Raw genomic sequence first — 18,137 nt, 5'->3', positions numbered from 1 at the left:
CGTAGGCATGTCTCCAGCATACGACACCGGGCACCTAATGATTGACTTTCCCCAATCGCTACCCGAGACTGTGACCTGTGACCCAGCTTCGCCAGCCGGGGCGCCGCCACCGCTCCCAGCAGCCCGCCGGCCGCGGCGACCGAGTAGACCAGCCCCAGCGCGGCCGGGCCCAGACCCAGTTCGCGCAGCACCAGGATGGGAAACAGCGTGAAGGCCAGTCCGGCGAAGAAATTTGTCAAACCCGTGCACGCGGCTATCCGGCTGATCAGCGGGTGCCGGACCACGAAGCCGAGCCCTTCCCGGATTTCCACCGCGAGCGGCCTCCGGCCGTGCCGCGGAGCAGGCACTTCCCGGTCCGAGGTGCGGACCAGGAACAGGGCCGAGAACAGGTAGCCGAGCGTATCCGCCAGGAACAGCAGCGGAGCCGCCATCACCTGCAGCAGGCCGCCGCCCGCGGCGGGTCCGCCCATCCTCGCCAGCTGCGCGGTGCTCTCCAGCTTGGAGTTCGCCGACGACACCTGGTCGCCGCGCACCAGGACCGGGATGTAGCTCTGGTAGGCCACGTCGAAGAACACCGTTGCGCAGCCGAGCACGGCCGCCACCGCGTACAGGTGCCACATCTGCAGCACGCCCGCCCACCACAGCAGCGGCACGGACAGCATCGCGGCGGCACGGACCAGGTCGGCCGTGATCATGACCCGCCGTTTGAGCCAGCGGTCCACCCAGGCCCCCGCCGGCAACCCGATCAGCAGAAAGGCGGCGGTGGCGCTGGCATTGAGGACACCCACCTGGAATTCGCTGGCCCCGAGCACGGCCACGGCGAGCACCGGGACGGCCAGCTGGCCGACCTGGGCCCCGACCTGGCTGAGCGCCTGAGCCGACCAGAAGGTGCGGAAGTTCCGGTCCCGCCATAACGACGGCGGTGCCCCGCCCGGGTGGGCGGCGCCGGCTGCCGGGGCGGTTCCGGAGGCCCCGGGCGCGGGTAGCTGGGTCACAGGTCACAGTCTCGGGTAGCGATTGGGGAAAGTCAATCATTAGGTGCCCGGTGTCGTATGCTGGAGACATGCCTACGGATCAGGACCTGCAAGCCGCCGGGCGGGCGCTCAGCTCCCCGGTACGGCTGCGCATTCTCCGGCTCTGCCTCCACCGGTCCCGGACCAATAAAGAGATCGCGGAGCTGCTCGGCCTGAATCCGGCCACCTCGCTGCACCACGTGCGCACACTGCTCAACACCGGCTTTCTGGAGGCCGAGGAACCGCGGAAGGGCAACCGGGGGGCCAAGGAAGTCCCCTACCGCGCCACCCGGATGTCCTGGGGCGCGAAGATGCCGGACGCGGCACCGGTGCTGGTGGAGACCTTCCTGCAGGAAATCGACGGCCTGGCCCCGGACGAGATCGAAACCACGCGGATGGGCATTAAGCTCAACGACGCGCACCGCCAGGAGATGCTGGCGAAGATCCGCGCAATTTTCGAGGAATACGCGATGTTGCCCGCCGACGAGGACGGGACTGCTACCTCAATCTTCATGGCGCACCATCTGGACCAGACGGCGAATTGACGCCCCGCGCGCGGGCGGGGCCGGTCAGGCGCCGGCCCGCCGCGGCTTGAGCGCCCAGGCGCAGACCAGCAGCGCCACGATGGTGGCGAAAACCAGCCCGATCATCCAGATCCGCCCCGCCACGGCGATCGGCAGTTCCACCGCCGCCGTGGTTCCCGTGACGATCAGCGGCTCGCCGCCGGGAGCCATCGCCATCAGCCCGACGAGGACGTAGGAGAGGACGCCCGTCAGGCCGGCCATCAGGACGTTATGCGTCTTGAGTCCGGCCCAGACCATCACCGCCAGGGCGAACAGCAGGGCTGCCGCGGCGCCCCACGGATACCCGGACTCCCCGGCATAGAGAATCTGCGAGTGCAGGGCCGTCCCCGCCACCGCCGTCGCCACCGCCCCGAAGACGGCCGTGCCCCACCCGTGGAAGGCGGGACTCCGCCGTCGTGCCGCGCGCCGTTCGGGGCCCTGCCCGGAAACAGCGGAAGGCAACCCGCCGCGGTCTCCGGCGGGTTGCCTCTGCTCTGTCATAGGGTCCAGTTTATGCCCGGGCGCGCGCCCGGGCGGCCTTGAGCCGCTCGTTGGCGTCCAGGACCACCTTGCGGATACGGATCGACTCCGGGGTGACCTCAACGCACTCGTCCTCGCGGGCGAATTCGAGGGACTCCTCCAGGGTCAGGTTCCGCGGCGGGGTGAGGTTCTCGAAGCTGTCGGAGGAAGCGGCACGCATGTTGGTGAGCTTCTTCTCCTTCGTGATGTTCACGTCCATGTCGTCAGCGCGCGAGTTCTCGCCCACGATCATGCCTTCGTAGACCTCCGAGGTGGGCTGGACGAAGAAGGAGCCGCGTTCCTGCAGGTTGATCATCGCGAAGGGCGTGACCACGCCGGCCCGGTCGGCCACCATCGAACCGTTGGTGCGGTACTCGATCGGCCCGGCCCACGGCTCATAGCCCTCGGAGATGGACGCGGCGATGCCCGCGCCCCGCGTTTCGGTCATGAACCGGGTGCGGAAACCGATCAGGCCGCGGGCCGGAACGATGAACTCCATCCGGACCCAGCCGGTGCCGTGGTTGGCCATGTTGACCATCCGGCCCTTGCGGGCGGCCAGCAGCTGCGTGACGGCACCGAGGTACTCCTCGGGCACGTCGATGGTCATGTGCTCCATCGGCTCGTGCACCTTGCCGTCGATGGTCTTGGTGACCACCTGGGGCTTGCCCACGGTCAGCTCGAAGCCCTCGCGGCGCATCTGCTCCACCAGGATGGCCAGTGCCAGCTCGCCGCGGCCCTGGACCTCCCAGGCATCCGGGCGTTCGGTCGGCAGCACCTTCAGCGAGACGTTGCCCACCAGTTCCTTGTCCAGCCGGTCCTTGACCTGGCGGGCGGTGACCTTGGCGCCCTTGACCTTGCCGGCCAGCGGCGAGGTGTTGATGCCGATGGTCATCGAGATGGCCGGGTCGTCCACCTTGATCAGCGGCAGCGGCTGCGGGTTCTCGGCGTCGGTCAGGGTCTCGCCGATGGTGATGTCCTCGATGCCGGCGACGGCGACAATCTCGCCCGGGCCGGCGGATTCGGCCGGCACGCGCGTCAGTCCCTTGGTGGCCAGCAGTTCGGAGATCCGGACGTTCTTCAGCTGGCCGTCCTGGCGGGCCCAGGCCACGGTCTGCCCCTTCTGCAGGGTGCCGTTGTAGATGCGCAGCAGCGCCAGGCGGCCCAGGAACGGGGAGGCGTCAAGGTTGGTCACGTGGGCCTGCAGCACGCCCTCGGGGTCATAGGACGGGGCCGGCACGTGCTCCATGATGGTGGCGAACAGCGGCTCCAGGTCCTCGTCTTCCGGCAGGGTACCGTCGGCGGGCTGGGTCAGCGAGGCCCGGCCGGCCTTGCCGGAGGCGTAGACAACGGGAACGTTGAGGACGGCGTCCAGGTCCAGATCGGGGACTTCGTCGGCAAGGTCCGAGGCCAGGCCCAGCAGCAGGTCCATCGCCTCGGCAACGACGGCGTCGATGCGGGCGTCCGGGCGGTCGGTCTTGTTGACCACCAGGATGACGGGGAGCTTGGCGGCCAGCGCCTTGCGCAGCACAAAACGGGTCTGCGGCAGCGGGCCCTCGGAAGCGTCAACCAGCAGAACCACGCCGTCCACCATGGACAGGCCGCGCTCCACCTCGCCGCCGAAGTCGGCGTGGCCGGGAGTGTCGATCACGCTGATGGTGATGGTCTCGCCCTGGGCGGCCGGGCCGGAGTAGAACACGGTGGTGTTCTTGGCCAGGATGGTGATGCCCTTTTCACGTTCCAGTTCCCCGGAGTCCATGACGCGCTCTTCGGTTTCGCCGTGGCTGGAGAAGGCACCGGTGTGCTTCAGCATGGCATCCACGAGGGTGGTCTTCCCGTGGTCGACGTGGGCTACGATCGCGACGTTGCGAAGGTCGCTGCGGACGGCGCTCTGCGTCGATGCGGTGGTTTCAGACATGCGGGATTACTCTTCCGTGGATTACATGGAACCTGGGCCTAATATCGGACAGCCAGCGCCGTGCCCGGATGCGGGTAGGCACTCCATTGTAATCCGCAACGCCACTCATGGCCTAACGGGGCCCCGGACCCCGGGCCGGCGACGGGGCCGGAATCCCGTGTCAGGCCACCTCCGGCGGCAACTCCAGGCTCGCGCCGGGAATGGCGGCCAGCAGCTCCTGCGTGTACCGCTGCTGCGGAGAATCGAAGACGCCGTCCGTGGTGCCGGCCTCCACCACCCTGCCCTTTTCCATCACGGTGACGTGGTCGGCGATCTGCCTGACCACGGCCAGGTCGTGCGTGATGAACAGGTAGCTCAGCCCCAGGTCCTGCTGCAGGCCCGCCAGCAAGTCCAGGATCTGGGCTTGGACCAGCACGTCCAGCGCGGAGACGGCCTCGTCGCAGATCACGACCTCGGGATCCAGGGCCAGCGCACGCGCGATGGCGACCCGTTGGCGCTGGCCCCCGGAGAGCTCGTTCGGGAACCGGCGCATGGCGGACGCCGGAAGCGCCACCTGGTCCAGCAGCCGCCGGACCTTGGCTTCACGGCTCTTGCGGTCGCCGATGTTGTGCACGCGCAGCGGCTCCTCGATGGTGCGGAAGATGTTGTACATGGGGTCCAGCGATCCGTAGGGATCCTGGAAGATCGGCTGGACCCGCCGACGGAAGGCCAGCAGTGCCTTGGCGTTGAGCCCGGTCATGTCCACGCCGTCGAAGACAATGCGGCCGCTGGTCGGCGACTCGAGGTTCAGGACCATCTTTGCCACCGTGGACTTGCCGGATCCCGACTCCCCCACCACCGCCATCGTGGTTCCGCGCTTGATATTGAAGGACACATTGTCCACGGCGGTGAAGTCGGTGGACTTCCCAAACCCGCTGCGCAGTTTGAAGACCTTGGTCAGGTCCTTGACCTCGATGACATTGTCCGTGGCTTGGGCCTCCTGGCCGACCGGGGCCAGCAGTTCCGTGGTTTCGATGCCGGCGGCCTTCGCCGACTGGATCCGCCGCGAGGCCAGGGACGGCGCGGACTCGACCAGCCGCCGGGTGTAGGGGTGGCGCGGGTTCTGCAGTATCTGCAGGGCAGGACCCGACTCCACCACCCGGCCCTTGTACATCACCACCACCTTGCGGGCACGTTCGGCGGCCAGGCCCAGGTCATGCGTGATCAGCAGGACGGCGGTGCCAAGGTCCCGGGTCATCGATTCCAAGTGGTCCAGGATCTGGCGCTGCACCGTCACGTCGAGGGCCGAGGTGGGTTCGTCGGCAATCAGCAGCCGCGGCCGGCACGACAGGCCGATGGCGATCAGGGCGCGCTGGCGCATGCCGCCGGAAAACTCGTGCGGGAACTGCCGTGAACGGCTGGCGGCATCGGGCAACCCCGCCTCGGCCAGCACTTTGGCCACCGCGGCGTTATCGGACCGGAGCCCGTTGGCGCGCAGCGTTTCCCTGACCTGGAAGCCGATCTTCCACACCGGGTTGAGGTTGGACATGGGGTCCTGGGGCACCATGCCGATCGAATTGCCGCGCAGTTCCACGATCCGCTGGCTGCTGGCGCCGGCCAGGTCTTCCCCGGCGAAGACGATCTGCCCGCCGGAGACCCGGCCGTTCTCCGGGAGCAGGCCGATGGCCGCCAGCGCGGTGGTCGACTTGCCCGAGCCTGATTCGCCCACTATCGCCACGGTCTCCCCCGGCATGACGGTCAGGTGGGCGTCTTTGACCGCTTCCACGTCGCCGGTGGACGTTCGAAACGTAATCGCCAGGTCTTTGATCTGCAGCAGGGGCGCGGCGCCGTCGACTTCGCGGATGTGCGTCATCGCTTCCTCGCCTTCGGGTCAAGGGCGTCCCGGAGGGCGTCGCCGAGCATGATGAAGCTCAGCACGGTGACCGACAGCGCCAGTGCCGGCCAGAGCAGGCTGGCCGGGTTGGAGCGCAGCGACACCTGGGCCGCGGAGATGTCATTGCCCCAGGACATCACGTCGGGCGGCAGCCCAATGCCCAAAAAGGACAGGGTGGCCTCGGCCACGATGAAGATCCCCAGGTTCACGGTCACCACCACGATGACGGGCGCCAGCGAGTTGGGAATGACGTGTTTGACCAGCGCGGCAAGCCTGGAGACGCCCAGCGACCGGGCCGCCGTGACGAAGTCGGCGTTCCGCACGGAAATGACAGCGCCCCGGGTGATGCGGGCCACCTGCGGCCAGCCGAAGACCACCAGCGTGATGACCACCGTCCAGACGTTGCGGTTGGCCCGGAACAACGGCAGCTGCATGATGATGATGGCGCCGAGGATCAGCGGCAGCGCGAAGAAGACGTCGCCGATTCGGGCGATCACCGAGTCCAGCCAGCCGCCGTAGAACCCGGCGACGGCGCCGAGCGTCCCGCCGATCAGCAGGGCGCCGAGCGTGGCGAAGATACCCACCGTCAGCGACGCCTGGGTCCCGTAGATGATGCGCGAATAGACGTCGCAACCCTGCTTGGTGAACCCCAGCGGGTGCCCGGGCGCCGGTCCGCCGTCGGAATTGGCCAGCAGGCAGTTTTGCGCCGGCGGCGTCTGGGTGAAAATCCACGGGAAGAGCGCCACGACGATGACCAGCACCAGCAGCAGCGCCGAGATGATGAAGAGCGGCTGCCTCCGCAGGTTCCGCCAGGCTTCGGCCCACAGGCTCAGCGGCTGGACATCCTCGTCGACCTTGTCAGTCGCCAGCAGCGGCGTTTCGTCCAGCGGCGCCACGAAATGCTCGATGGCCTGGTTGTCGCGTTCCAGCGGTTCTCTAGGCATAACGGATCCTCGGGTCGAGCCAGGCATAGAGCACGTCCACCAGCAGGTTGGCCAGGATGTACACGAGCACGAGCACGCTGACGATGGACACGATGGTGGGGCCCTCGCCCCGCAGCACCGACTGGTACAGGCGCTGGCCGACGCCGGGGACGTTGAAGATGCCCTCGGTCACGATCGCCCCGCCCATCAGGGCTCCGAGGTCGGCGCCCAGGAACGTCACGACCGGGATCATCGAGTTCCGCAGGATATGCACGACGACGACGCGCGGCCGGGACAATCCCTTGGCCATTGCGGTGCGCACGTAGTCGGCGTTCATGTTCTCGATGATGGAGGTTCGGGTCAGGCGCAGCACGTAGGCCAGCGACACCAGGCCCAGCACGACGGCGGGGAGTATCAGGTCGGACCAGCCCGCCTGGGCGCCGACCGTGGGTCTGGCCCAGCCGAGCTTGACGCCGACGAGGAACTGCAGGACGAAACCGAGGACGAAAATCGGGATGGCGATGACGATCAGCGAGGCGACCAGCACGGTACCGTCAAACATCCGGCCCTTCCGCAGCCCGGCGATCAATCCGAAGAGGATGCCGAAGACGGCTTCGAAGATCAGCGCGAGGATGGCGAGCCGGACCGTGACCGGGAAGATTTGGGCGAGCACCTCGGCGACGGGCCTGCCGGAGAAGTCGTTGCCGAGGTTGAAGGTGACGAGGTTTTTCAGGTAGAGGACGTACTGGATGAGGAACGGCTGGTCCAGGTTGTACTGCGCCCGGAGCTGGGCGGCCACGGCGGGGTTGACGGCCCGGTCGCCGAACAGGGCCTGGATGGGATCGCCCGGCAGCGAAAAAACGAGGAAATAGACCAGGAACGTGGCGCCGAAGAACACCGGGATCATCTGCAGGAAGCGGCGGAGAATGTACCAGAGCACTAGCTTCCTCCTTGCGCCCGGCGTGCCGCCAAGTGATGGATCATCAATCCTGCCTCTCGGTGGGATCGGGAGCTGGGGCGCGTTGCGGGGGCCCGGCCGCGGCCAGGCCCCGCAACGCCCGGGGTCACTTGCCGGTGATCTGGTGGTAGATCGGCACCCCGTTCCAGGCGGTGTCCACGTTCTCAACGACGGAACTCCAGCCGACCTGCCGGACCTGGTACCACAGCGGGATGGCGGGCAGGTCCCGCATCAGGATCTCCTGCGCCTCGTTGAAGATCTGGTTGCCCTCTTCCGGCGTGGCCGCACCCAGCCCGTCACGCAGCTTCTGGTCGAATTCCTTGTTGGAGTAGTCGCCGTCGTTGGAACCCGCTCCGGTGCCGTACAGCGGCCCGAGGAAGTTGTACAGCGACGGGTAGTCGGCCTGCCAGCCGGCACGCGCGGCGCCGGTCATTTCCTTCGCCGTGACCTTGGTCCTCAGCTCGGGGAAGGTGGCGTACGACTCGAACTGGGCGTCGATGCCGAGCACGTTCTTCAGGCCGTTGACGACTGCTTCGATCCATTCCTTGTGCCCGCCGTCGGCGTTGGAAGCGATGGTGAACGTCCTGTCGCCCCACGGTTCGATCTTGTCGGCTTCCGCCCACAGCCGCTTGGCCTCCTCCTCGTTGTACTGCAGCACTTCGTTGCCGGGGATGCTGTCGCTGTAGCCGGTGAGCACGGGGGCGGTGAACTCGGTGGCCGGCTGCCGGCCGCCCTGGAAGATCACCTGGGTGATCTCGTCCCGGTTGATCGCCATGGAGATGGCCTGCCGCCGCAGCTGGCCGGCCTCGCCGGTCCATTCGTCCAGGTACTGGGGAATGACGATGGTCTGGTTGCCGGCATACGGCTTTTCCAGCCAGCGGCCCTCGCCGAGGTCGGTCTTGAAGTTTGCCAGGGCGCTCGGCGGGATGGTGTCGAGCACGTCCAGGTTGTCCGAGAGCAGGTCCTGGTAGGCCGCCTCGAAGGACGAATAGAACTTGAAGGTGATCCCGCCGTTCTGCGGGGTCCGGGTGCCCTGGTAGTCCGGGTTCGGCACCAGTTCGATCTGCACGTCGTGCTGCCACGCGCCGTCGCCGCCCAGCATGTAGGGACCGTTCCCGACCGGGTTCTCCCCGAAGGCCTCCATGTCCTCGAAGGCCACGGGCGGCAGCGGCACGAACGCCGTGTAGCCCAGGCGCAACGGCCAGTCGGATTCGGGCTGGCTCAACGCCACGGTGAAGGTCGTGTCGTCGACGACCTTGAGCCCGGACATCTCCTTCGTGGTCGCGCCCTCGGAGCTGACCTCGTCGTATCCTTCGATGCTTTCGAAGAAATAGGCACTCAGCTGGGCGTTCTCGACGGCGGCACCGTAGTTCCAGGCGTCCACGAAGGAACTGGAGGTGACCGGGTCGCCGTTGGTGAACGTCTGGTCCGGCTTCAGGGTGATCGTGTAATTCTGCGAGTCCTCGGTCTCGATGGATTCCGCCACCTCATTGACCGGTTTGCCCTCGGGATCGTAGCTGATCAGCCCCTCGAAGATGAGGTCCACCACGCGGCCGCCGCCGACCTCGTTGGTGTTGGTGGGGACCAGCGGGTTCTGCGGCTCCGTGCTGTTGGCCGTGATCACCGCCTCGGCGTTGCCGCCGCCGGCCTCCGTGCCGCCGCCACCATCGCCGCCCCCACAGGCCGTGACCGCGAGCGCTGCTGCGGCTGCCAGTCCAACCAGCCGGGATGTTCGAGCGAAACGCATGCCGCCTCCTCAGGTACCGTGCTCCATCCGGCGGCTTGTGACGCCGGACCTTTCCGCGCCGGCATGGATCTCGGCCGCGCAGGCTCAGGTGGCACCAGCATATGCGCCAACTGTGACGCTGATAACAGGCCGTGCTTCCAATTGGGTTGCAATTTGGTGAAAAGGGATGCTAAAGCGGCCGCTGCCGACGTTCCGGGCCCGGCGGCCCGAAACGAACGCTCTCCGGGCGACGGCGACGGACCGGTCTCGGTCCGCTCAGGACAGCTCGGCGAGCTTTGCTTTCCAGTAGGCACGCCAGTGGTCGAGCTGCTCGGTCGACTCGAGCCGTTCATGCTGCACTCCCACCGAGGACTTGCCCGAAGGCTTCTCATAAATATGCACGCTGACCCGGGAGCCGTCGGCCAAGCCGCAGCGCCAGTACCGCCACTTGGCGGTGTCGCTCAACTCGGGTCCGCGAGTGACCGCGATGCCCGAGAATTCCTCCGCCGCACCCACCACGGCCACCCACTTGTTCCGCGCCTCATCCATGCTTCCGGTGACGGTCTTGCTCACCGAGGTTTGGAACTCCCCGTCGCAGTCCTGGCCGGGCTGGCGCCGGCCGATCTGCTGTTCGTAGGCGACGGTGGCCGTCTGCGCCCACCAGCCGTCCGCGAGCCCCGACTCGTGCAAGGCAGCGGCGATCTCCTTGTGGCTGAGTTCCTTGGCGTTAATTCCGGCCAAGTACTCCTCCACTTCGGCCCAACTGACGCCGATGCCCTTTTCGATCGCCTCGATATTCATGCTGCGTACCACTAACACTCCTGGATTGCGCGATGACCGGCGGCACCGTCGCGGCAGCGCACCGGTCAGGGGCGGCTGAGCCCCCGCCGCCATTTCATCATGGGCGGGGGCTCGGCACTGTGGATGGCGGGCTTGCGGGTCTGTCAGTCGCCGGCGGCCAGCAGCTGGGCGCGCAGCTCGCGGCGCTCGCGCTGCTTTTCCGGATCGGGCAACGGCACTGCCGCCAGCAGCCGCTGGGTGTACACTTCCTGCGGGTTGCGCAGGATCTCGTCCCGGGTGCCCTGCTCAACGATCCGGCCGTGGCGCATCACGCAAATGCGGTCCGCGAGCACGTCGATGACGGCCAGGTCGTGGGTGACGAACAGGCAGGCGAAGCCCAGTTCCTGTTGCAGGTTCTGGAACAGGTCCAGCACGGTGGCCTGGACCGACACGTCCAGCGCGGAGGTGGGTTCGTCCGCCACCATCAGTTTCGGCTCCAGCGACAGTGCCCGGGCGATGCCCACGCGCTGCTTCTGGCCACCGGAAAGTTCGTGCGGATAGCGGTTGCGGTACGCGCGCGGCAGCTCCACCTGGTCCAGCAGCGCCTCGATCTTCCGCTGCAGGGCGGCACCCTTGGCGACGCCGGCGAGGTACATCGGTTCGCCGATGCTCTCGCCGATCGGCAGCCGGGGGTTCAGCGAGGACGACGGGTCCTGGAACACCATGCCCACGTGGCGGCGCAGCGCGTGCAGCTGCTTGGGCCGGGCGCCGGCGATCTCGTGGCCCACCACCCGCAGGGAGCCCTCCGCGACGGGCAGCAGTCCCACGGCGGCGCGGCCAATCGTGGTCTTGCCCGATCCGGATTCTCCGACCAGCCCGACCACCTGTCCCGGATAGATGGACAGGTTGGCCCCCTCCACGGCGCGGAAGGCGGGCACCCGGCCCTGTTTCGGATATTCGATGGCCACATTGGTCAGCTGGAGCACCGGGTCGCCCTTGGCCGATTCATGGCGTGAGTGCGCCAGGGCTTCGGCGTTTTCGCGTTCGCGCCGCTGCAGCTCGGTCTCGTCGATGCTCAGCGAGACCCCGGTGGCGGCGGCCAGCGCCGCCGTGAGGTCGACTTCCGTTCCGTCCTCGGGGCGCCCGCCCAGGTGCGGCACGGCGGCCAGCAAGGCCTGCGTGTATTCGTGCCGGGGGTTGTTGAAGATTTCCAACGCGGTGCCGGCCTCCACGATGCGGCCTCGGCGCATCACGGCGATCTTGTCGGCCAGGTCGGCGACCACGCCCATGTCGTGGGTGATCAGCACGATGGCGCTGTCCAGTTTGTTGCGCAGGTTGCGCATCAGGTCCAGGATTTCGGCCTGGACGGTAACGTCCAGGGCGGTAGTGGGCTCATCGGCGATCAGCAGTTTGGGGTCGCAGGAGAGCGACTGGGCGATCATGGCGCGCTGGCGCTGGCCGCCCGACAGCTGGTGCGGGTAGGACCGGAAGGCCTTTTCCGGGTCGGGCAGCTCGACGAGCTCCAGCAGCCGCAGTGCCCGCTTCTTCGCCTCGCTGGGCGAGATGGCATAGTGCAGCCGCAGCGTTTCCACGATCTGGAACCCGATGGTGTACACCGGGTTCATCGCCGTCATGGGTTCCTGGAAGATCACGGCGACGTCCTTGCCGCGCACCTGCCGGAGCTTGGCGCTGCTGAGGCCCAGGATCTCCCGGCCGTTGAGCTTGACGCTTCCGGTGGCACGGCTGTTGGCCGGGAGCAGGCCCAGCAACGCCATCGAGCTGGCGCTCTTGCCGGAACCGGATTCGCCCACGATCGCCAGGACCTCGCCGGCCTTGACATCGTAGGTGAGGCCAATCGCGGCCGGCACCCACTCCTTGTCCACGCCGAAATCCACGCTGAGGTTGGTGACCTCCAGGACGGGTGGTGTTCCGCCGGCCGTCTCCAGTTTTCCTGCCGGCAGCGTCGGATCGATGATTTCAGTCATAGCTGGTCTTTCCCTTCCAACCTGTCGCAGTTGGTTGTGGCTACTGGAGAACCGGTACCCGGTCCTGAAACTATGGGGGCATGACAACGTCTGCTGCCGCCGGCACCACGGTCTTCCGTCCGCGCTCCGCGACCTGGTTCACGGGAAGCGTCTGGGCGATCGTGGCGGTCAGCCTGGCGTCCTCGGTGCTGACCCACGGCCCGGGCAGCCTGCTCGTCTCCTGGCCGCTGCTCGCTATTGCCTATCTGACCTGGTGGCTGGCCTGGTATCCCGCCGTCGTTATCGACGACGACGGCGTGGTGTTGCGCAACCCGGTGCGGACCGTCTCCGTGCCCTGGGGAGCCCTGGCGACGGTGGACACCAAGTATGCGCTGACGTTGGTTACCCCGCACGGCAAGTACACCTCGTGGGCGGCACCGGCTCCCGGCATGTTCGGCGTCCACCGCGCCCGCGCCGATCACGTCCAGGGGCTTCCGGAGACCACCTACGGGCCGGCGCAGTCGGTCCGCCCCGGCGATCTCGCGAACACCGATTCCGGGGCAGCCGCGTACTACGTCCGCAAGCGCTGGGCGGAGCTGCTGGCTGCTGGCAGCATCAGCATCGGAGATGCCGACAACGTCCCGGTGGGACGGACACCGAACTGGGCGGTCCTCGCCGTCGGGACGGCGCTCGCGGTACTCAGCGTCGTAACGCTGGCCCGCTGAGCCGGGCCTCACGGGGCCGGGCAGGCGATGGGTGCCCATCCTAGACACCCGTCGTCGCGGTGGTTCCGGTCTCGGGGTGCGCGGAAACCGCTGCCGCCTTCGCCCGCTTGGCATTGAACTTCTTCTGCCGCGGGTCGAACGCGTCGCGCAGTCCGTCGCCGATGAAGTTGATGCACAGGCAGATGGCCACGATGAACATGCCCGGCCACCAGAACAGCCACGGGCGGGTCTGGAACGCTTCCTGGTTCTGGCTGATCAGCAGGCCCAGCGAGACGTCCGGTGCCTTCACGCCCAGGCCCAGGTAGGACAGGCTGGTCTCCAGCAGGATCGCCGCCGACATGCTCAGGGTCACCGAGACGATGATGACGCCCACGGCATTCGGCAGGATGTGCTTGAAGATGATCCGGGCGCTGGAGGCGCCGGCGATCCGTGCGGCGTCGACGAATTCGCGCTCGCGCAGGGACAGGAATTCCGCCCGGACCAGTCGGGCCAGGCCGGTCCAGATCACGCAGCCGACGAACAGGCCCAGGAAATACGGCTGGATGCCGGGCCCGACGGCCCGCCCGGCGACTTGGCCGAGCACCGCCGCGATGATGATCAGCGGGATGACGATGACGACGTCGGTCAGCCGCATCAGCACCGCTTCGACCCAGCCGCGGAAGTAGCCGGCGAGTGCGCCGATGACCACCCCGATGGCGCCGCCGACCAGGCCGATGATGAACATTACCGCCACGGAGATCTGGATGCCGCGCATGGTCTGGGCGAAAGTATCGCGGCCCAGCCGGTCCTGTCCGAACGGATGTTCGCCCAGGCTGAAGGGGAAAAGCTGCAGGGTGGGCGCTCCCGAGTTCACCATGTCGTTGACGCCGTTGTGCGTGTACTTCCACCAGCCGGGCAGGCCGAACATCCCGCTGGACGAATAGGCGATCAGCAGGATCAGGCCAAAGACCACCAGGCTGACGACGGCTGCCGTGTTGCCGATGAAGCGCCTGCGGACGATCTGGCCCTGGCTGAGGCCGGCCTTGTTCTCGTTGGTGGCTGCGACGGGTTTCGTTGCTGTGGCGCTCATGCCTTTACCCTCACTCGCGGATCAAGCGCGGAGTAGACCAGGTCCGCGACAAGGTTGAACACCAGTGCCAGGATGCCGGTGATGAGGAAGACACCCATCACCGGATTCGGGTCGACCCTTTGCAGCGCCTGGATAAACAGCTGCCCCATGCCGGCGAAGGCGAACACCTGCTCGGTGATCACCGCGCCGCCGATCAGCCCGCCGATATCGAAGGCGACGATCGTGGCGATCGGAATCAGCGCGTTGCGGAACGCGTGGCGCATGACCACGGTGCGCTCGCCCAGGCCCTTGGCCCGGGCGGTGCGGATGTAGTCCATGTTCATGATCTCCAACATCGACGACCGCGAGTAGCGGCTGTACGACGCCAGGGAAATCAGCAGCAGCGCGACGGTGGGCAGCAGCAGGTGGGTGAACGTGTCGAGGCCGTGGACCCAGTAGTCGCCCTTCAGGTTCGGCGTTTCCGAGCCGATGGTGGCGATGGGCCGCTGGTTGACACGCCCGTTGGTGAAGTAGGTGGGCCATGCCTGCATGAAGCGGTCGAGCGCGATGAGGCATCCGACCAGGAAGGAGGTTATCGCCGCGGCATTCATGCTCTGGCGGCGGTCATAGCCGCCCATCAACCAGCCGACCGCGAGCCCGACCAGGACGGCGGCAAGGGCCAGCAGGAAGATCATCAGCCCGGTGGCCTGGGCCAGGAGCGGCTGGATCGGGAAGTAGATGATCACGCCGATGCCGACGCTGATGAGCGCAGAGTAGAGCGCCTTGCGGTTCTTCAGGCCCGCGGCCAGCAGGGTGATGCCGAAGGCGATGCCGACGCCGCTGATGGCGATAACCGCCAGGCCGAGCCCGGGAGTCTTGAACCACTGGGTGACCGACAGACCCCAGAACACTGCGGCAGCCAGCAGGAAACCGATTCCGGCGGCGCCCAGTTTCCGTTTGTAGCTGCCGTTGGCGCAGACGAACCACACGGCCGCGCTGACCAACCCGATGATGAGGATGGATTGCAGCGGTATGTCGGGATTTTTCAGGAAGTTATTGAATCCAATGGCACCGAATTCTTTCAGCAGGACGGCTACCCAGAAAACGGGAAGTGAAAAGAATAGGAACGCCATGAAGGTGATGCCGTAATCCAGGGCGCTGTACTGGCGCAGTGCCGAAACAATGCCCAGGGAAACACCAATGATGATGGCGAGGACTGTTGCCGCCGTGACCAGCAGGATGGTCATGCCCATGGCCCGGCCCAGTTCGACGGTGACCGGCTGGCCGTTGACGGCATAGCCCAGGTCGCACTGCGCCACGAACGGGACGACGCACTTGGCGGCGCCCGCCAGCCAGCCGAAGTACCGGATGGGTGCCGGTGTGCCCAGGTCGAGCAGCGCGATGCGCTGCTGCATGAGCTGCTCCTTGTTCGCGGCGTTGCTTTCCCGGAGGTCGTGCAGGGGATCACCCGACAGCGCCGTCAACTGATAGACCAGGAAAGAGGCACCTAGGAGAATGAGCACGGCGGTGAATAACCGCCGCACAATGTAGGTCACCATAGCGTTTTTAACCTCGTTGGTATGTGTCTGCGGATCTTGTGGATCCGGCATTTTCACAGTGAGTGTAATGCAGGTTACACACGAGCGGAATTTGGGAAATCCCAATCACTTATGCGGGCAAATCCGGTGGTAAATGGCGCAAGGCGCCGGGACCGTGGTACTCAAGGTCCCGACGCCTTGCATGCTATCTGCCGAGGAACAGGCGGGGCGGTTACTTAACCTTCCACTCCCAGAAGTTCCACCAGACGCCGGTCTGGTTCGGCATGTACTTCACACCGTCGATCCGCTCGCTGTTGTAGGCATCGATGCCGACCGGCTGGAACAGTGGCAGGCCGTAGAACGAATCCCAGACGATCTTGTCGATCTGCTTGATGAGTTCGTCCTGCTTCTCCGGCTCCGTGGTGACGATCAGCTCGTCCATCAGGGCGTCGGCTTCCTTGCTCGAGAAACCGTTGTAGTTGGAGTCGGCCTTGGTGCGGAAGATCTGCGGCACGCCGCTGACGCCCACGCCCGGGGAGATCCAGCCGAAGATGGTGGCATCGTAGGTGCCGCCGCCCAGGGCCGAGCCCCAGTCGGAGCCGCCCAGGCCGCCGTCGACGATCTTGAAGCCGGCCTTGGAGGCGGATTCCTCGATCAGCGTGAAGGCGTCCACGCGGTTGGGGTTGTCCTTGTTGTACATGATCCGGACCTCGGGCGTGGCGCCGGCCAGCAGCTCCTTGGCACCCTCGATGTCGGCTTCCTGGTAGTTCTCGGAGCCGTTGTTGGCGGCGGAGTCCTCGTACCCGGCCTGCGCCGGCACGAAGAACTGGGAATCCAGCGGCTTGGCCTCCGGATCCAGCGGAGCCATCAGGCGGTCGACGATGGCCTTGCGCGGCACGGCCTTCATGAACGCTTCGCGGACGTTGGCTTCCTTGAAGACGCCCGAGAAGTTCAGGTCGATGTGGTCATAGGAGAGCTGCTCGCCGCGGTTGACGGTCACGCCCTCCAGCCCTTCGAGCAGTTCCACGGTGTCGGCGGACGCCTGCGGGGCGATGATGTCCACTTCGCCGTTCTTCAGCGCCTGGACCTGATCCGGAGCGGCGCCGATGTAGCGGATGGTGATTTCCTCCACGTTCGGCATCGGTCCGAATTCGTAGGCCTCGTTGCGGACCAGGGTCATGGACTGATCAGGAGTGATGCTGTCCACGATGAACGGGCCGGTGGAGAGGTAGAGGCTGGCGTCCGACGGGAGGGTCTTGCTGTCGAAACCGGTGTTCCAGAAATCGGCGACGGCCTTGAGCTCTTTGTTCTCGGCCGGCTTGTCCGGGTTGCCCTTGGGGCTCTCGCTGATCAGGTCGACCAGTGCCTGCTCGTCTGCCAGTCCGGCCTTCTCGGCCACCACGTGGGCCGGGCTGTCCAGGACCCCGTAGGAGATCTCCCAGTCGGCGAACGGCTTGGAGTACTTCAGCGTAATGGAGCGGCCGTCGTCGCTGATCTCGGGCTTGTCGGTCAGGCCCAGGCCGGAGGTGTCGCCGGCGTAGGAGAAGTAGGCAGTGCCCTTGTCGACTTCACCCTCGTCGTTGTAGGTGGCATCGTCGAAATGGCCGGAGTAGACGGCCCAGGCGAGCAGCAGGTCGCCGGCGTCGACCGGGTTGCCGTCCGACCAGGCGACGCCCTCGTTGACCGTGTACTTGATGGTCAGCGGGTCTTCGCTGACCTTCTCGTAGGTGCCGAATTCTTCGTTCTTGACCACGTTGAGTTCGTTGTCGATGTAGTTGAAGTCCGCATGGGTCAGGTACGAGATCTTCGAGTTGATATCGACGTTGCCGACGGCCGTGTCCGAGTTGAAGGAGCTGAAGGCGTTCACTTCAGCGACGCTGATGGAACCACCGGCTCCAGCCGCGGTGGAATCGCCTGTGCCCTCGGGGGAATTTCCGCCACCCGAAGTCGCGCAGGCGCTCAGGGCCAGGGCTGCAACAGCCGCGACCCCGATAGCTTTGGAAGTACGTCCGAAACGCATTCCGCCTCCTTGTTTCTGTCTTTGGAAGGTCCCCTGCAGTGCTGCAGGGGACGGACATAGACCGCGTCGCCTGAAGTTCAACGAGCTTCCCGCCGAACGTGGCATGTCTCACACGCAATAGAGCGTAAACCGGAACCCCTCGGCTTGGGTATAAAAACTTCGCTTCATATCCGGTTGTTACCGAGATGCAACCTTAAAGCCACGGGCCGCCACGGGGCGAAAACTTCGACCCCGGGCGGGAGTCGGGGCCGGATGCCCGGAAACACGGCGATCCCGGCCTGTGGGAGGGCTGGGGGCACCGCCGGAAACGGTTGCCTCAGACAAGTTTCAGTTATCGGCGGCTAACCGATTCGTGTCCGGGTCGCCGACCGCCGCGGCCCCTTAGCCCGTCGATTGGGCCCGACGCACGAGGGTCCGCTGGCCGGAGTCGAGCCGTCGTGTCCAACCGCGTGCGTCGAGGTGTTCGAGCAGCGGGATGGCCACCCGCCTGGTGGTGCCCAGAGCCCGGCGTGCCTCGCTGGCCGTGAAGGGCTCGGGCAGGCGGGCCAGTTCCCGCATCGCCAGGGCGGGCG

At 66.5% G+C, this 18,137-nt stretch carries 15 protein-coding genes; 2 read left to right on the top strand and 13 right to left on the bottom strand.

Features of this window, described 5'->3' with window-relative positions; translation table 11 throughout:
• Nucleotides 1-995: MFS transporter (locus tag AC5RUJ_RS02730; protein ID WP_494155586.1), on the bottom strand; the 995-nt coding region annotated here is incomplete at its 3' end.
• Nucleotides 996-1,063: 68 nt separating this feature from the next.
• On the opposite strand from AC5RUJ_RS02730, the gene AC5RUJ_RS02725 reads away from it, so the two are divergent.
• Nucleotides 1,064-1,558, top strand: coding sequence for an ArsR/SmtB family transcription factor (locus tag AC5RUJ_RS02725; RefSeq protein ID WP_494000308.1), 495 nt, complete (start codon nt 1,064-1,066; stop codon nt 1,556-1,558).
• Nucleotides 1,559-1,582: 24 nt separating this feature from the next.
• On the opposite strand, the gene AC5RUJ_RS02720 is transcribed toward AC5RUJ_RS02725, so the two are convergent.
• The 8 genes from AC5RUJ_RS02720 to AC5RUJ_RS02685 all read right to left on the bottom strand — a co-directional run bounded on the left by AC5RUJ_RS02720 (nt 1,583) and on the right by AC5RUJ_RS02685 (nt 12,255).
• Nucleotides 1,583-2,077 (bottom strand): hypothetical protein, encoded by a 495-nt coding sequence (locus AC5RUJ_RS02720; protein ID WP_494000309.1) that lies wholly within the window; start codon nt 2,075-2,077, stop codon nt 1,583-1,585.
• 10 nt (nt 2,078-2,087) lie between these two features.
• Entirely contained in the window at nt 2,088-4,010 is a 1,923-nt protein-coding gene (gene typA, locus AC5RUJ_RS02715; RefSeq protein ID WP_494000310.1) for a translational GTPase TypA, read from the bottom strand.
• 160 nt (nt 4,011-4,170) lie between these two features.
• Entirely contained in the window at nt 4,171-5,862 is a 1,692-nt protein-coding gene (locus AC5RUJ_RS02710) for a dipeptide ABC transporter ATP-binding protein (RefSeq protein WP_494128750.1), read from the bottom strand.
• Nucleotides 5,859-6,827, bottom strand: a complete 969-nt coding sequence (locus tag AC5RUJ_RS02705; RefSeq protein WP_494074150.1) for an ABC transporter permease — start codon at nt 6,825-6,827, stop codon at nt 5,859-5,861. The genes AC5RUJ_RS02710 and AC5RUJ_RS02705 overlap by 4 nt, the downstream gene beginning before the upstream one ends.
• The gene (locus AC5RUJ_RS02700; RefSeq protein ID WP_494074149.1) at nt 6,820-7,746 is read right to left on the bottom strand and encodes an ABC transporter permease; all 927 of its coding nucleotides are present in this window, start codon (nt 7,744-7,746) and stop codon (nt 6,820-6,822) included. The genes AC5RUJ_RS02705 and AC5RUJ_RS02700 overlap by 8 nt, the downstream gene beginning before the upstream one ends.
• Before the next feature lie 124 nt (nt 7,747-7,870).
• The gene (locus tag AC5RUJ_RS02695) at nt 7,871-9,511 is read right to left on the bottom strand and encodes a peptide ABC transporter substrate-binding protein (protein WP_494074148.1); all 1,641 of its coding nucleotides are present in this window, start codon (nt 9,509-9,511) and stop codon (nt 7,871-7,873) included.
• Nucleotides 9,512-9,766: 255 nt separating this feature from the next.
• Nucleotides 9,767-10,303 carry a hypothetical protein gene (locus AC5RUJ_RS02690; RefSeq protein WP_494022613.1) on the bottom strand — a complete coding sequence of 179 codons (537 nt, stop codon included), beginning with the start codon at nt 10,301-10,303 and terminating at the stop codon, nt 9,767-9,769.
• Nucleotides 10,304-10,434: 131 nt separating this feature from the next.
• A complete protein-coding gene (locus tag AC5RUJ_RS02685) occupies nt 10,435-12,255 on the bottom strand; it encodes an ABC transporter ATP-binding protein (protein ID WP_494128751.1) in 1,821 nt (606 codons plus the stop codon).
• Nucleotides 12,256-12,335: 80 nt separating this feature from the next.
• Between AC5RUJ_RS02685 and AC5RUJ_RS02680 the strand changes: the two genes are divergently transcribed.
• Nucleotides 12,336-12,959, top strand: coding sequence for a PH domain-containing protein (locus AC5RUJ_RS02680; protein WP_494128752.1), 624 nt, complete (start codon nt 12,336-12,338; stop codon nt 12,957-12,959).
• Nucleotides 12,960-12,999: 40 nt separating this feature from the next.
• Here AC5RUJ_RS02680 and AC5RUJ_RS02675 read toward each other — a convergent pair whose 3' ends face one another.
• The 4 genes from AC5RUJ_RS02675 to AC5RUJ_RS02660 form a co-directional block, all read right to left on the bottom strand.
• On the bottom strand, nt 13,000-14,028 hold the full coding sequence (locus AC5RUJ_RS02675; RefSeq protein ID WP_494000318.1) for an ABC transporter permease: 1,029 nt from the start codon (nt 14,026-14,028) through the stop codon (nt 13,000-13,002).
• Nucleotides 14,025-15,566: an ABC transporter permease gene (locus AC5RUJ_RS02670; RefSeq protein WP_494049643.1), complete on the bottom strand. Its 1,542-nt coding sequence runs from the start codon at nt 15,564-15,566 to the stop codon at nt 14,025-14,027. The genes AC5RUJ_RS02675 and AC5RUJ_RS02670 overlap by 4 nt, the downstream gene beginning before the upstream one ends.
• 211 nt (nt 15,567-15,777) lie before the next feature.
• Complete coding sequence (locus tag AC5RUJ_RS02665) at nt 15,778-17,565, bottom strand: ABC transporter family substrate-binding protein (protein ID WP_494075562.1); 1,788 nt, start codon at nt 17,563-17,565, stop codon at nt 15,778-15,780.
• Nucleotides 17,566-17,946: 381 nt separating this feature from the next.
• The coding region (locus AC5RUJ_RS02660; RefSeq protein ID WP_494155585.1) for a SelB domain-containing protein at nt 17,947-18,137 on the bottom strand (191 nt) is incomplete at its 5' end.

Source organism: Arthrobacter sp. Y3223164 (genome assembly GCF_059091005.1).
The sequence above is the reverse complement of the archived record's forward strand: the minus strand, read 5'-3'. Positions and strand labels throughout refer to the sequence as shown.

Bases quoted from the DNA above. Each gene is read 5' to 3' on its own strand.
- AC5RUJ_RS02665 (WP_494075562.1), bottom strand. From the start codon at position 17,565: ATGCGTTTCGGACGTACTTCCAAAGCTATCGGGGTCGCGGCTGTTGCA.
- AC5RUJ_RS02670 (WP_494049643.1), bottom strand. From the start codon at position 15,566: ATGGTGACCTACATTGTGCGGCGGTTATTCACCGCCGTGCTCATTCTC.
- AC5RUJ_RS02685 (WP_494128751.1), bottom strand. From the start codon at position 12,255: ATGACTGAAATCATCGATCCGACGCTGCCGGCAGGAAAACTGGAGACG.
- AC5RUJ_RS02680 (WP_494128752.1), top strand. From the start codon at position 12,336: ATGACAACGTCTGCTGCCGCCGGCACCACGGTCTTCCGTCCGCGCTCC.
- AC5RUJ_RS02705 (WP_494074150.1), bottom strand. From the start codon at position 6,827: ATGCCTAGAGAACCGCTGGAACGCGACAACCAGGCCATCGAGCATTTC.
- AC5RUJ_RS02710 (WP_494128750.1), bottom strand. From the start codon at position 5,862: ATGACGCACATCCGCGAAGTCGACGGCGCCGCGCCCCTGCTGCAGATC.
- AC5RUJ_RS02720 (WP_494000309.1), bottom strand. From the start codon at position 2,077: ATGACAGAGCAGAGGCAACCCGCCGGAGACCGCGGCGGGTTGCCTTCC.
- AC5RUJ_RS02675 (WP_494000318.1), bottom strand. From the start codon at position 14,028: ATGAGCGCCACAGCAACGAAACCCGTCGCAGCCACCAACGAGAACAAG.
- typA (WP_494000310.1), bottom strand. From the start codon at position 4,010: ATGTCTGAAACCACCGCATCGACGCAGAGCGCCGTCCGCAGCGACCTT.
- AC5RUJ_RS02725 (WP_494000308.1), top strand. From the start codon at position 1,064: ATGCCTACGGATCAGGACCTGCAAGCCGCCGGGCGGGCGCTCAGCTCC.
- AC5RUJ_RS02695 (WP_494074148.1), bottom strand. From the start codon at position 9,511: ATGCGTTTCGCTCGAACATCCCGGCTGGTTGGACTGGCAGCCGCAGCA.